16 protein-coding genes and 1 tRNA gene are annotated in these 11,910 nt (G+C 68.4%); 15 read left to right on the top strand and 2 right to left on the bottom strand.

Annotated features, from left to right (window positions below):
• Positions 1-49: 49 nt before the first annotated feature.
• Together E1292_RS09815 and E1292_RS09810 are read left to right on the top strand one after the other, a co-directional pair.
• Positions 50-778: a hypothetical protein gene (locus E1292_RS09815; RefSeq protein ID WP_132594253.1), complete on the top strand. Its 729-nt coding sequence runs from the start codon at positions 50-52 to the stop codon at positions 776-778.
• A 44-nt stretch (positions 779-822) separates the two neighbouring features.
• A complete protein-coding gene (locus tag E1292_RS09810; RefSeq protein ID WP_132594251.1) occupies positions 823-1,374 on the top strand; it encodes a hypothetical protein in 552 nt (183 codons plus the stop codon).
• A 9-nt stretch (positions 1,375-1,383) separates the two neighbouring features.
• Here E1292_RS09810 and E1292_RS09805 read toward each other — a convergent pair whose 3' ends face one another.
• Complete coding sequence (locus tag E1292_RS09805; RefSeq protein ID WP_132594249.1) at positions 1,384-2,592, bottom strand: pyridoxal phosphate-dependent aminotransferase; 1,209 nt, start codon at positions 2,590-2,592, stop codon at positions 1,384-1,386.
• A 178-nt stretch (positions 2,593-2,770) separates the two neighbouring features.
• On the opposite strand from E1292_RS09805, the gene E1292_RS09800 reads away from it, so the two are divergent.
• The 8 genes from E1292_RS09800 to rplL all read left to right on the top strand — a co-directional run bounded on the left by E1292_RS09800 (position 2,771) and on the right by rplL (position 7,809).
• A tRNA-Trp gene (locus E1292_RS09800) sits at positions 2,771-2,843 on the top strand.
• 78 nt (positions 2,844-2,921) lie between these two features.
• Complete coding sequence (gene secE / locus E1292_RS09795; RefSeq protein ID WP_165974463.1) at positions 2,922-3,167, top strand: preprotein translocase subunit SecE; 246 nt, start codon at positions 2,922-2,924, stop codon at positions 3,165-3,167.
• Positions 3,168-3,248: 81 nt separating this feature from the next.
• Positions 3,249-4,013, top strand: coding sequence for a transcription termination/antitermination protein NusG (gene nusG / locus E1292_RS09790; protein WP_132594245.1), 765 nt, complete (start codon positions 3,249-3,251; stop codon positions 4,011-4,013).
• 120 nt (positions 4,014-4,133) lie between these two features.
• The gene (gene rplK, locus E1292_RS09785) at positions 4,134-4,565 is read left to right on the top strand and encodes a 50S ribosomal protein L11 (protein WP_132594243.1); all 432 of its coding nucleotides are present in this window, start codon (positions 4,134-4,136) and stop codon (positions 4,563-4,565) included.
• A gap of 64 nt (positions 4,566-4,629) precedes the next feature.
• Complete coding sequence (rplA, locus tag E1292_RS09780; RefSeq protein ID WP_132594241.1) at positions 4,630-5,349, top strand: 50S ribosomal protein L1; 720 nt, start codon at positions 4,630-4,632, stop codon at positions 5,347-5,349.
• A 412-nt stretch (positions 5,350-5,761) separates the two neighbouring features.
• The gene (locus E1292_RS09775; RefSeq protein WP_246090030.1) at positions 5,762-6,580 is read left to right on the top strand and encodes an SCO4651 family lipoprotein; all 819 of its coding nucleotides are present in this window, start codon (positions 5,762-5,764) and stop codon (positions 6,578-6,580) included.
• 239 nt (positions 6,581-6,819) lie between these two features.
• Complete coding sequence (rplJ, locus tag E1292_RS09770) at positions 6,820-7,344, top strand: 50S ribosomal protein L10 (protein WP_132594239.1); 525 nt, start codon at positions 6,820-6,822, stop codon at positions 7,342-7,344.
• A gap of 69 nt (positions 7,345-7,413) precedes the next feature.
• Entirely contained in the window at positions 7,414-7,809 is a 396-nt protein-coding gene (rplL, locus tag E1292_RS09765) for a 50S ribosomal protein L7/L12 (protein WP_132518411.1), read from the top strand.
• Between the two features lie 9 nt (positions 7,810-7,818).
• Here rplL and E1292_RS09760 read toward each other — a convergent pair whose 3' ends face one another.
• Positions 7,819-8,283 (bottom strand): nuclear transport factor 2 family protein, encoded by a 465-nt coding sequence (locus tag E1292_RS09760; protein WP_132594237.1) that lies wholly within the window; start codon positions 8,281-8,283, stop codon positions 7,819-7,821.
• Positions 8,284-8,367: 84 nt separating this feature from the next.
• Here E1292_RS09760 and E1292_RS09755 point away from each other — a divergent pair, with 84 nt between their 5' ends.
• The 5 genes from E1292_RS09755 to E1292_RS09735 form a co-directional block, all read left to right on the top strand.
• Positions 8,368-8,961, top strand: a complete 594-nt coding sequence (locus E1292_RS09755) for a TetR/AcrR family transcriptional regulator (protein ID WP_132594235.1) — start codon at positions 8,368-8,370, stop codon at positions 8,959-8,961.
• 89 nt (positions 8,962-9,050) lie between these two features.
• The gene (locus tag E1292_RS09750; protein ID WP_132594233.1) at positions 9,051-10,052 is read left to right on the top strand and encodes an ABC transporter ATP-binding protein; all 1,002 of its coding nucleotides are present in this window, start codon (positions 9,051-9,053) and stop codon (positions 10,050-10,052) included.
• A 205-nt stretch (positions 10,053-10,257) separates the two neighbouring features.
• Entirely contained in the window at positions 10,258-10,758 is a 501-nt protein-coding gene (locus E1292_RS09745) for an Rv1363c family protein (protein WP_132594231.1), read from the top strand.
• The gene (locus tag E1292_RS09740; protein WP_246090029.1) at positions 10,755-11,252 is read left to right on the top strand and encodes a hypothetical protein; all 498 of its coding nucleotides are present in this window, start codon (positions 10,755-10,757) and stop codon (positions 11,250-11,252) included. The genes E1292_RS09745 and E1292_RS09740 overlap by 4 nt, the downstream gene beginning before the upstream one ends.
• Before the next feature lie 435 nt (positions 11,253-11,687).
• On the top strand, positions 11,688-11,910 hold a 223-nt coding region (locus E1292_RS09735; protein ID WP_132594229.1), incomplete at its 3' end, for a hypothetical protein.

Below are 11,910 nucleotides of genomic sequence, written 5' to 3'. Positions count from 1 at the left end.
CTGCGGGAACACGCGGTACGGGGGAGACCGCACGGGGGATCATCGAGGAATGATCCCCGAGGCGCGGGCCGGCAGGCAGGGATGGCGCGCGGCACTGGCGGCGCTGGCGTTCGCGGCGACGGCCCTGATCATCTACGGTCTCTTCTCCTCAGGCTTCGGCCGTCCACCGCGGGCCGCCTTGGAGACACCGCAGCCCGTTCCCGCGCCGTCCCCGGCCGACGACCGCCCGCCCGCGACCGTGACGGGCGACCGCCCGCCCGCGACCCCGGCGAGCGACGGGACGCCGGCGGAGGAGGACCGGACGCCGGCGGCGGCGGATCGGACGGCCGGGGCGGGGGACCGGGCGCCCGCGGCGGCGGCGGCCGTTCCTGCCAGGCGTGCCGCGGCGCCCGCGCTCGCGGTGATCTCCGGCGACCTCTGGCTCACCTACCTGCCCACGGGGCTGGTACGCGGCGCCGGGGGGACGATCGCGCCGGAGCCGGGAGTCGAGGGCCGCTGGGCCAGGTGGAGCGCGGGGGGTGACTTCGTCGAGGCCCGGGTGGAGCAGGGCGCCGTGGCGGCCGGCTGGGCGGGCTACCGCGAGCGGGTCGCCGTGCTGAACGCCCGCGCCATCACCGTTCGGGGGAGACCCGCCGTGGTGGGCGAGCACCCGAAGGGCGGCCGGGTGATCGCCTGGCTGGAGCGGGCGGGCACCGGTGCGTGGATCAGGGTCAGCGACTCTCTTGCCGGCGAACTGCTCACTATTGCGACCTCAGTCAGGGCTCCTGTAGGAGACTAAGAGCCTTTGCCCGGCATATGCACTCACGTCATGGGGGTTAGTTGATGCGGCGTACGGCGGCCGTGCTCCTCGTGTGCGGGCTCGTGCCGGGGCTGGCCGCCTGCGACGCCCTCGCCGGCCAGGCGCCGCCGACGGACACCGGCATCGACGCGGGCAGCCGGCCGGTCCTCTCGGCGTCGCCGCCCCCGAAACCGGACACCCAGCGCAGGACCATCGCGCTGGCCTGCGGTTCGATCAAGGTGCACATTCCCGCCTCGCCCGCCGGCCTGGCACGGGCGGGCTCGTTCTCCCGCCTCGAATCGCTCCGGCGCCGGTCCAAGGTCAGGGGCCTGACCTGGAAGCAGAACGACGAGCGCCTGTACGCCGGCGTGGTGTGCGGCGTGCACACCGCCGAGCAGTTCGTGACGCTGGTGCCCAGGTCGAGTCTGACCGCGTACTGGGGCAGGCCGGCGCTGCACTGGACCACGCGCAACGGCCTGCGCAGCTTCATGTGGCTGGAGCGGCCGGGCACCGCCGTCTACATCGGCGCGACGCCCGGCCTCACCGCCGAGATCAGGCCCCTCGCCTCCGAGATCGCGCAGCGCCTGGCCCAGTGAACGGCGGCCTCAGCGGGCCTCGGCCAGCAGCTTGCCCAGCCGGCTGACGCCCTCGACGAGGTCGTCGTCGCCCAGCGCGTAGGAAAGCCGGAAATATCCCGGGGTGCCGAACGCCTCGCTGGGCACCACCGCGACCTCGGCCTCCTCCAGGATCAGCTCGGCCAGCTCGCCGGACGACGCGGGCCTGTGGCCGCGCAACTCCTTGCCGAGCAGCTCCTTGACAGAGGGGTACGCGTAGAACGCCCCCTTTGGTTCCGGGCACAACACGCCCGGGATCTCGTTGAGCATCCGAACCATCGTCTGGCGGCGCCGGTCGAACGCCGCGCGCATCTCCGCCACCGCAGACAGATCACCCGAAACCGCGGCCAGCGCGGCCATCTGGGCGACGTTGGAGACGTTGGAGGTCGCATGCGACTGCAGGTTGGTCGCCGCCTTGACCACGTCGGACGGGCCGATCAGCCAGCCCACGCGCCAGCCGGTCATCGCGTACGTCTTGGCCACGCCGTTGAGGATCACGACCCGGTCGCCCAGCTCGGGGACGGCTGTGGCGATGCTGGTGAACTCGGCGCCGCCGTACACGAGGTGCTCGTAGATCTCGTCGGTGACGACCCACAACCCGTGCTCGGCGGCCCAGCGGCCGATCGCCACGGTCTCCTCGCGCGGGTGGACGGCGCCCGTCGGGTTGGACGGCGAGACGAACAGCAGCGCCTTCGTCCGCTCGGTGCGCGCCGCCTCGAGCTGCTCGACGCTCGCGAGGTAGCCGGTGGACTCGTCGGTCACGACGCTGACCTGTGTGCCCCCGGCCAGCTTGATCGCCTCGGGGTAGGTCGTCCAGTAGGGGGCCACGACGAGGACCTCGTCACCCGGGTCGAGCAGCGTCGCGAACGCTTGATAGACGGCCTGCTTGCCGCCGTTGGTGACCAGCACCTGCGACGCCTCGGCCTGGTAGCCGGAGTCGCGCCGCGTCTTGTCGGCGATGGCCTTCTTGAGCTCGGGCAGGCCGCCGGCCGGGGTGTACTTGTGGAAGCGCGGGTCGCGGGCCGCCTCGATCGCCGCCTCGACGATGTAGCCGGGCGTCGGGAAATCGGGCTCGCCCGCACCGAAGCCGATGACGGGGCGTCCGGCCGCCTTCATGGCCTTGGCCTTGGCGTCGACGGCCAGCGTGGCCGACTCGGAGATCGCGGAAATTCTCGCTGAGATGCGGGATCGGGTGGACATGCGTCCATGCTCCCACGGGGCACTTCGCAGGCCACACGCCCGCGTGACCTGGGCCATCAGGATTTGGTTCGACGTGGCAGGCATTCCCCCGTATGCTTTCGCGTGGTCCTTCCGCCGCATGTCGGCGAGCGGTTCGGTCCAGGCAGTGAGTCGATCAGGGTAGTCTGGTCGATGACATAGGGCACTGGCGCAATTGGTAGCGCACCGGTCTCCAAAACCGGCGGTTGGGGGTTCGAGTCCCTCGTGCCCTGCGAGTGCGGTCCGCGCAATAATGGGCGTGTAAGCGCGCCGCAAAACTGCGTTGGATACGACAGATTCAGGTGAGGACTGTGGCGATCGACACGCGCGGCGAGACCGCAGGCAAGCCGAGTGGCGAAAAGAAGACACGCACTTCGCCTGCCCTTTTCTACCGGCAGGTCGTCAACGAGCTCCGCAAGGTCATCTGGCCGACACGCAAGGATCTCGTCACCTATACGACGGTCGTTCTGATATTCGTTCTGATCATGGTTGCGATCGTTTACGGGCTCGACAGCGGCCTGGGATGGGCGGTTCTCCGGATCTTCGGCGGAGCCTGATCGAGATTCCGGCCGGTGTCGTCTGACGGAGTCGCCATTCGATACGACAGCAAACGACAAGACGAAAGAGGAAGAGTCACCGTGTCCGAGTCTTCAGTTCCGGCCGAGGAGCCCCGCGACGAGTGGGGCGACGAGCTGGAAGAGGCTGCCGAGGAGGCCGCCGAGTCGGCCGTCTCCGAGGCCGAGGTCGCGGAGAGCGACGAGGCGGCCGATGTCGAGGCTTCCGCCGTCGAGGACGGTGCTCTTCTTCCTGACGTCGATCCGGTCGAGGAGTTCAAGAGCTCCCTTCGCGGCCTGCCCGGCGAGTGGTACGTCATCCACTCCTACGCCGGTTACGAGAACCGCGTGAAGTCCAACATCGAGAGCCGCAACGTCTCGCTCAACATGGAGGACTACATCTACCAGGTCGAGGTGCCGACGCACACCGTCCAGGAGTTCAAGAGCGGCAAGAAGGTGCCGGTCAAGGAGCGCGTGCTGCCCGGCTACGTGCTGGTGCGCATGGAGCTGACCGACGAGTCCTGGGCCGCCGTCCGTAACACGCCCGGTGTGACCGGTTTCGTGGGCCTGTCCAACAAGCCCAGCCCGCTCAGTCTCGACGAGGTCGCCAAGCTGCTGGCGCCGGAGCCGACCGAGGAGAGCAAGAAGGCCGCGGCCAAGACGGCCACGGGCCCGACCGTCGAGTTCGAGATCGGCGAGTCGGTCACGGTCATGGACGGCCCCTTCGCCACGCTGCCCGCCTCGGTGAGCGAGATCAGCCCCGAGTCGCAGAAGCTCAAGGTGCTCGTCTCGATCTTCGGCCGCGAGACTCCCGTCGAGCTCTCGTTCAACCAGGTCTCGAAGATCTAGCACGATCACCTACACTTAGACGTTCGGCTGGCCGCCCTGTCGCGAGGGGTGGCCTTCCGACATGTCAGGGCTGCATCCGCAGTCCGGCAAGCATCGCAATCAGGACCCGGAGAAGGACACATGCCTCCGAAGAAGAAAATCGCCGCACTGGTCAAGGTGCAGCTGCCGGCCGGTCAGGCCACCCCGGCGCCGCCCGTGGGCACCGCCCTCGGTCCCCACGGCGTCAACATCATGGACTTCGTCAAGCAGTACAACGCTGCCACCGAGGCCCAGCGGGGCAACATCATCCCCGTTGAGATCACCATTTTCGAAGACCGCAGCTTCTCCTTCATCACGAAGACGCCGCCGGCGCCCGAGCTGATCAAGAAGGCTCTCGGTCTCGACAAGGGCAGCGCGGTCCCGCACCGTGACAAGGTCGGCAAGCTGAGCCGCGAGCAGCTGCGCAGCATCGCCGAGACCAAGATGCCCGACCTCAACGCCAACGACATCGAGGCGGCCGAGAAGATCATCGCCGGCACCGCCCGGTCGATGGGCATCACGATCGCCGACTGACACCCTTTTCCCGTTCGTGGGAGGGCCCGCCGGCGGGCCCGGAGACCACTCAGGAGTCACAAGAATGAAGCGCAGCAAGGCGTACAAAGACGCGGCCGCCAAGGTCGACAGCGACAAGCTCTACTCGCCCGCCGACGCCGCGAAGCTGGCCAAGGAGACGTCGCCCACCAAGTTCGACGGCACCGTCGAGGTCGCGCTGCGGCTGGGCGTCGACCCTCGTAAGGCCGACCAGATCGTGCGCGGCACGGTCAACCTCCCGCACGGCACCGGTAAGACCGCCCGGGTCCTGGTCTTCGCGACCGGTGACCGTGCCGAGGCAGCCCGCGAGGCGGGCGCCGACATCGTCGGCGCCGACGAGCTGATCGACGAGATCTCCAAGGGCAACCGGCTCAACGAGTTCGACGCCGTCGTGGCCACGCCCGATCTGATGGGCAAGGTCGGCCGCCTGGGCCGCGTGCTCGGCCCGCGGGGCCTCATGCCCAACCCCAAGACCGGCACGGTGACGCCCGACGTCGCCAAGGCCGTCACGGAGATCAAGGGCGGCAAGATCGAGTTCCGCACCGACCGGCAGGCCAACCTGCACTTCGTCATCGGCAAGACGTCGTTCGACGAGCGTCAGCTCGTCGAAAACTACGCCGCCGCCCTTGACGAGGTGCTGCGTCTCAAGCCGTCGGCGGCCAAGGGCCGCTACCTGAAGAAGGTCACCTTCTCCACGACGATGGGCCCCGGCGTTCCCGTCGACCCCAACGTCACCCGCGGCCTCACCGCCGACCTGGAGGCCTGACCTCCGCACCTCCTCGCAAAGAGCCTCGCCCTCTTCCGGGCGGGGCTCTTTCGTTTCTGCCGCCGCCGCTGGCGCCTTCCCCCGGCGCTCCGAGGCCCGTCCGTCGTGCCGGGCCGACCCGCACGAGATCGTGCCGTCGGCAGCGAAATGGCGGCCGTCGTGGTGGAGCGGCGCCCGGCAAGGCGTGGCGTAGCGAAATGGCGGTCGTCGTGGCGGAGCGGCGCCCGGCAAGGCGTGGCGTGCCGCCGGGAGCGGAACGGCGTGCCCGGCGGCCGTCGAGGCGTGGGGTGCCGGGCGGCGGGGCACCACTTGTGGAGGAGATGTGTGGGGGCTGTGAGGGTTAACCCTGGGTTTTCCCTTATTTGTCCGGGGAAGGCGCCACGGCGGCGGAACTTAAACGTAAGGTCAAAACATGCTGAAGCGCATAAGTCTCTCCGCGGCCGGCGCCGCGCTCGTCGTGGCGGCGGTCGCCGGTTGTGGATCGAACGCCCAGCCCATCCAGGTCAACCTGGCCGCCTCAGAGGTCCTCTCGCAGGCCGCGCAGAAGACCGCGGAGGTGACCAGCTACACCGTCGACGCCGTCGTCAACATGACGCACCCCCAGGAGGGGACCGGCAAGGTGCAGGGCCGCATGCTCTACCAGAGCAAGCCGCAGCTCGCCGTCGACCTCACCCTGGACACCGCCGACATGGGCGGCAGGAGCCTCCCGGGCGGCGCGCACGCCGTGCTCCAGGGCGACACCGTCTACATCAAGGTCGAGGCGCTCAACGACCTCGTGGGCGCCACCAAGCCGTGGATCAAGGTCCCGCTCAGCGGGATGGGCGACTCCAACCAGGTCAACCAGGTGCTCACCCAGATCCAGCAGTTCGACCTGGGCAACATGACCAAGCTCATCACGGCCTCGCAGGACGTGAAGTCGGTCGGCAACGAGAGCGTCAACGGCGAGGACACCACCCACTACAGCGGCACCTTCCCGGTCGACGTGGCCGTCCAGCAGCTGCCCGCCGACAAGCAGGAGAACGCCAGGACGGGCCTGGCGGAGCTGAAGGACGTCAAGTTCGACATCTGGGTGGCCGCCGACGGCCTGCCGCGCAAGCTGGCCCTGAACGGCTCGAAGGAGGGCGGCACGCTCGACGCCACCCTGTTCTTCAAGGGGTTCAACGAGCCGGTCACCATCGAGGCGCCGCCCGCCGACCAGGTGGGAGAGCTGCCCAAGGGGCAGACCAGCTGAGAACGATTTGGAAACTCGGCGGCCAGCACGTAGTCTGGTCGTTGCCGAAGACCGCCGGTCGTCGTCAGGTGCCTCAAAACCTGGCGACCGAAGGATCCACATCATGTGGACGGCCCGCGCAGGTGTGATGCGAGTTTCCCACATGGTGTGATCCGTGTGTGTGAGCCCCGTGCGCCCTGCGCCCGGGGCTGTTCTCATGTCGAGGGGCCTTCGCCGGTGGCACATCTGGAAGGAGGCCCATGGCGAGGGCGGATAAGGCGACAGCGGTTGCCGAGCTCAAGAACGAGTTCGAGGGCAGCGCTGCCGCCGTTCTGACCGAGTACCGCGGTCTCACCGTCGCCCAGCTCAAGGAGCTGCGCACCTCTCTCGGTGAGAATGCGAAGTTCGCCGTGGCGAAGAACACCCTGACCAAGATCGCGGCCGACGAGGCCGGTCTCGCGGGCCTCGGGAGCCTGCTGACCGGTCCGACCGCGATCGCCTTCGTCAACGGCGACGTTGTCGAGGCGGCCAAGGGTCTGCGTGACTTCGCCAAGGCCAATCCCCTTCTGGTGATCAAGGGCGGCGTCCTCGACGGCAAGACGCTTGACGCCACCGAGATCACCAAGCTTGCCGACCTCGAGTCCCGCGAGGTCATCCTCGCGAAGCTGGCCGGTGCCATGAAGGCGAAGCAGAGCGCTGCTGCCGCGATGTTCGCCGCGCTGCCGACCAACATGGCCCAGCTGGCCGACGCCCTGCGCGCGAAGCGCGAAGAGGCCGGCGAGTAACACGGGGGTTGCCGCAACTCCGCGGTCCCGTTCCTAGTTCTCAGCACGTCCTAACGTAAGGAAACCATCATGGCGAAGCTCAGCACCGACGAGCTGCTCGACGCGTTCAAGGAGATGACCCTCCTCGAGCTGTCCGAGTTCGTGAAGCAGTTCGAAGAGGTCTTCGACGTCAAGGCCGCCGCGCCCGTCGCGGTCGCCGCCGCCCCCGCCGCCGGTGGCGCCGGTGCCGAGGCCCCCGCCGCCGAGGAGCAGGACGAGTTCGACGTCGTCCTCGAGGCTGCCGGCGACAAGAAGATCCAGGTCATCAAGGAGATCCGCGCCCTCACGTCCCTGGGCCTCAAGGAGGCCAAGGACCTGGTCGACGGCGCTCCCAAGCCCGTGTTCGACGGCAAGGTCAACAAGGAGCAGGCGGAGAAGGCCAAGGCTGCCCTCGAGGGCGCCGGCGCCACCGTCACCGTGAAGTAACTTCCCCCTTCACGCTCGCTCTTCGGAAAGAGGCGGCTGCACCCTGGTGCCGGGTGCGTCCGCCTCTTTTCGCGTTTCCGGGGGCGTCCCCGCCGACCGGACCCGCGCGATGGCGCTGGTGTCCATGTAGTCCCTGGTGTGGATGATCTCGCCCTCCCTGATCCGGAGCACCAGCAGGCCGGGAACCGTGATCAGCTCCTCGCCCGCCTCGACGACGGTGTCCTGCTCCACCACCACGACCTCCGGATCGTCGGTACGCCGCAGGGCGCGCCGGCGCACCTCGCGCACCGGGTAGGGCATCTGGCCCCACATGCCGCGGTAGCCCGTACGGACCTCCTCGCGTCCCCTGAACGGCGGCAGCCCACCGAACGGGAACTCGTGCAGCCCGGTCTCCGCGTAGAGGCCGGCCAGCTCGTCCGGGGACTTGTGCAGCATCGCCGCGTGATAGCCCGTGACGATCTCTTCGACGGACATGGTCGAACCTTTCGCTCAACGTATGTTGACTCAACGAGCGTAGAGCCAAAAGGGAAGTCGGTCAACGCGGGTAGAGTCGGGTCGATGGGCGAGAGAGTGCTACCCCGGGCCGAGAGGCGGCGCAGGACCGAAGGGCGGATCCTCGACGCGGCCAGGGCGTTGTTCGCCGAGGTCGGCTACGAGCGCGCCACGATCAGGGCCATCGCCAGGTCGGCCGAGGTCGACCCCGCCCTCGTGATGCAGTATTTCGGCAGCAAGCAGGAGCTCTTCCAGCAGTCGGTGCGCGTGACGGCCGTCGACACGGCAACGGGCACGGAAACGGACGCCGACACGGGCACGGGTGCGGAGGATCTGGTCGAGCGGTTGCTCGGCACTCTCGGCGCGAAGATGGGCGAGATGCCGCAGGGCTCGCTGGCCATGATGCGGTCGATGCTCACGCATCCCGAGGCCGCCACGTCGGCGCGGCAGGTGCTGGGCGCGCAGATCGACCGGCTCACGGAGTCCATCCACGGCGAGGACGCGCGGCTGCGCGCCGCGCTGATCATGACGGTGATGGTCGGCGTGACCGTGGGCAACCAGCTGCTCGAGCTCGACGAACTGCGCGGGGTGCCGCCGGAGGAGATCGCCCGTTTGCTCCGTCCCAGCCTGCGCGCGCTTACTGGACCCGACGTCTCATAACCGGCCCGTAACAAGTTGCCTGAACGGGTTCACATCGGGCGGATCGCCGTTACCGTGGGGCCACATCCCCCGGAATGCCGAGGTGGCCAGTGGGCGTCGAAGTCGTGGTCGACGGGTTGACCAAGTCGTTCGGTCGGCAGGTCATCTGGGAGGACGTCTCGCTCACCCTCCCGCCCGGCGAGATCTCCGTGCTGCTCGGCCCCTCGGGCACCGGCAAGTCGGTCTTCCTCAAGTCCCTCGTCGGCCTGCTCAGGCCCGATCGCGGCCACATCTGGATCGACGGCTACGACCTGGCCCACTGCGACGAGGGCAGGCTCTACGAGCTGCGCAGGCTGTTCGGCGTGCTGTTCCAGGACGGCGCCCTGTTCGGCTCGCTCAGCCTCTACGACAACATCGCCTTCCCGCTGCGGGAGCACACCAAGAAGTCCGAGAGCCAGGTCCGCGCGATCGTGATGGAGAAGATGGAGCTCGTCGGGCTGCTCGGCGCCGAGTCGAAGCTGCCGGGGGAGATCTCCGGCGGCATGCGCAAGCGGGCGGGGCTGGCCAGGGCGCTGGTGCTGGACCCTGAGATCATCCTGTTCGACGAACCCGACTCCGGCCTCGACCCCGTGCGCACCGCGTACCTCAACCAGCTCATCGTCGACCTCAACGCCGAGATCGAGGCGACGTTCCTGATCGTGACCCACGACATCAACACCGCCCGCACGGTCCCCGACAACATCGGGCTGCTCTTCAGGCGCGAGCTGGTCATGTTCGGCCCGCGCGAGATGTTGTTGTCGAGCGACGAGCCGGTGGTACGCCAGTTCCTCAACGCCAGGAAGCACGGGCCGATCGGCATGTCCGAGGAGAAGGACGTCTCGGAACTGGAGGCCGAGGCGCAACTGGGACACGATCCCGGCGCGCTGCCGCCGATCCCGCCGCAGCTCATGCCGAGCGACAACTCGATCCGCCACAGCCAGCGGCCGCCCGGCACGTGGCTGGCGGCCAACGGCGTGATCCCGCCGCAGGGTTCGTTCGTGGACGAGCGCGGCCGCAACTGGCTGGAGGAGTATCCGCGCCTGGTCAACTCCCACCTCCACGGCGCCAGATAGCGCGCAGGCGGCCGGGCCCACTTCGGGCAAGCGAGGTGCGGCGTCGGAGCCTCAGCGGGGCTCTCAGGCCCGGCTGAGGGCATTTACGGGGTTTTGGCTGATTCGTTCTGGGTTGGCGAAATGCCGCCTTGGTTGGTTGAGGGGCTCCACGCGCGAGTGCCAGGTTATGATCCCGGCGACCGGCCGTGGAAGGGGTGAGCGCGTCGTGGCAGGGCTCGCGGTTCGGCCCGCTCGCATCCTCATCGCGGCACTCAGCGGGGTCCTGGTGGCGCTCGTGGGCACGGGCGTGTGGATCGCCGCGCAAGCGCGCGACGAGCAGGCCAGGGCAGACGACAAGCAGGCCGCGCTGCGGGCGGCGAGCACCCATGCGATCAACCTGGTGTCGCTCGACCACCGCACCGTCGACGACGACATGAAGCGCATCCTCGACACCTCCACCGGGCCGGCCAGGGCCGAATACGAGGCCGACGCCGGCAAACTCCGGTCGACCACCGTCGCGAACAAGGTCGTCCAGCACGGCGTCCTGCGCGCGGCCGGGCTGGTGTCGCTGGCGGGGGCCGCCGCGAAGGTCCTGGTCGTGGCCGACGTGGAGATCCGCTGGGACGGCTCCGACAACCCGCCGCAGGAGCGGTACTACCGGTGGTCGATGGACGTGACCAGGACCGGCGGCGCCTGGCTGGTGTCGAAGGTGGTGCAGGTCACGTGAGGATCTTCGTGATCGCGCTGCTCGGCCTCCTCGTGGCCGTGGCGGGGGTGCTGGTCCCGGTGATGTGGTTCGACCTGCGCGACCTGCGCGCCGCCGACGGGGCCGCGGCGGAGGCGCTGTCCGCCGCCAAGAGGGTGGCGCCTGATCTGCTCTCGTACGACTACCGGACGGTGGAGAAGGATCTGGCGCGCGCGAAGGAGCACACCACGGGGGAACTGACCACGTACTACGGGCAGCTGACAACGAGCCTGGCGTCCAGGGCGAAGACCCAGAGAATCATCCAGACCGTGTCCGTGGCGGGGGCCGGCGTCGAGCGGGCAGAACCCGACCGGGTGGAGGTTCTGCTCATCGTGAACACGGGTACGGTCAAGGAGGTTTCCGGCAAGGACGGGCCGCAGCAAGGGTTCACTCAGAACCGGGCAAGGTTGGTGATGGTTCGGCAAGAGTCCCGATGGCTGGTGGCCGATCTGTCGACCCTGCTCGGGACCGCCTGAGACCTCGGCGCGCCGCTTCCTTCAATTGTTATCAAAAAACAGGTTTAGTGCGGTCAATGCCAGGGGTACTTCAGTCACAGCTACACCGGTTGCCGGCATGGGTTCGGCCCTCGGTGTGACAGAGCGTTAACCGCCCCCGTTCGCGGGTATCGTCTTGGGCCTGGCGGTAGGCGATCGGTCACACAGGGGAGAAAACCCAGCGTCCAGGCCCCTAGTCGGCTAAAAGTCGCGCTTGTGGGCTTGACGTATCCGCCTGAACGGGCGATGCTGCGACCAACGTGGAGCATGCAGCGAGAGCGAAGTGGACAGGCGTGTGCCGTTCGGCTACACTGCCCCTTTGCGCTGCCCTTTGACGACCCGCGATGCTTGCTCACGTTGCGAGGTTGTCTGGCGTGCGTGTAGTCAGTCCGCCGCGAGCCCTCGGAAGGACATCTGTTGGCAGCCTCGCGCAACGCCTCCGCCGTACCCGCTGGTCCCCGTCGCGTGTCATTTTCGCGCATCCAGGAGCCTCTCGAAGTTCCTGACCTTCTCGCTCTGCAGACCGAGTCGTTCGATTGGTTGCTCGGCAACGAGAAGTGGAAGGCCCGGGTAGAGGCGGCTCGCCAGGCCGGGCGCAGGGACGTCCCGACCCAGTCGGGTCTCGAAGAGATCTTCGAAG

The sequence above is a fragment of the Nonomuraea deserti genome, assembly GCF_004348685.1.
Lineage (GTDB): Bacteria > Actinomycetota > Actinomycetes > Streptosporangiales > Streptosporangiaceae > Nonomuraea > Nonomuraea deserti.
The sequence above is the reverse complement of the archived record's forward strand: the minus strand, read 5'-3'. Positions and strand labels throughout refer to the sequence as shown.

Bases quoted from the DNA above. Each gene is read 5' to 3' on its own strand.
- E1292_RS09815 (WP_132594253.1), top strand. From the start codon at position 50: ATGATCCCCGAGGCGCGGGCCGGCAGGCAGGGATGGCGCGCGGCACTG.
- E1292_RS09810 (WP_132594251.1), top strand. From the start codon at position 823: ATGCGGCGTACGGCGGCCGTGCTCCTCGTGTGCGGGCTCGTGCCGGGG.
- E1292_RS09805 (WP_132594249.1), bottom strand. From the start codon at position 2,592: ATGTCCACCCGATCCCGCATCTCAGCGAGAATTTCCGCGATCTCCGAG.
- rplK (WP_132594243.1), top strand. From the start codon at position 4,134: ATGCCTCCGAAGAAGAAAATCGCCGCACTGGTCAAGGTGCAGCTGCCG.
- rplA (WP_132594241.1), top strand. From the start codon at position 4,630: ATGAAGCGCAGCAAGGCGTACAAAGACGCGGCCGCCAAGGTCGACAGC.
- E1292_RS09775 (WP_246090030.1), top strand. From the start codon at position 5,762: ATGCTGAAGCGCATAAGTCTCTCCGCGGCCGGCGCCGCGCTCGTCGTG.
- rplJ (WP_132594239.1), top strand. From the start codon at position 6,820: ATGGCGAGGGCGGATAAGGCGACAGCGGTTGCCGAGCTCAAGAACGAG.
- rplL (WP_132518411.1), top strand. From the start codon at position 7,414: ATGGCGAAGCTCAGCACCGACGAGCTGCTCGACGCGTTCAAGGAGATG.
- E1292_RS09760 (WP_132594237.1), bottom strand. From the start codon at position 8,283: ATGTCCGTCGAAGAGATCGTCACGGGCTATCACGCGGCGATGCTGCAC.
- E1292_RS09755 (WP_132594235.1), top strand. From the start codon at position 8,368: ATGGGCGAGAGAGTGCTACCCCGGGCCGAGAGGCGGCGCAGGACCGAA.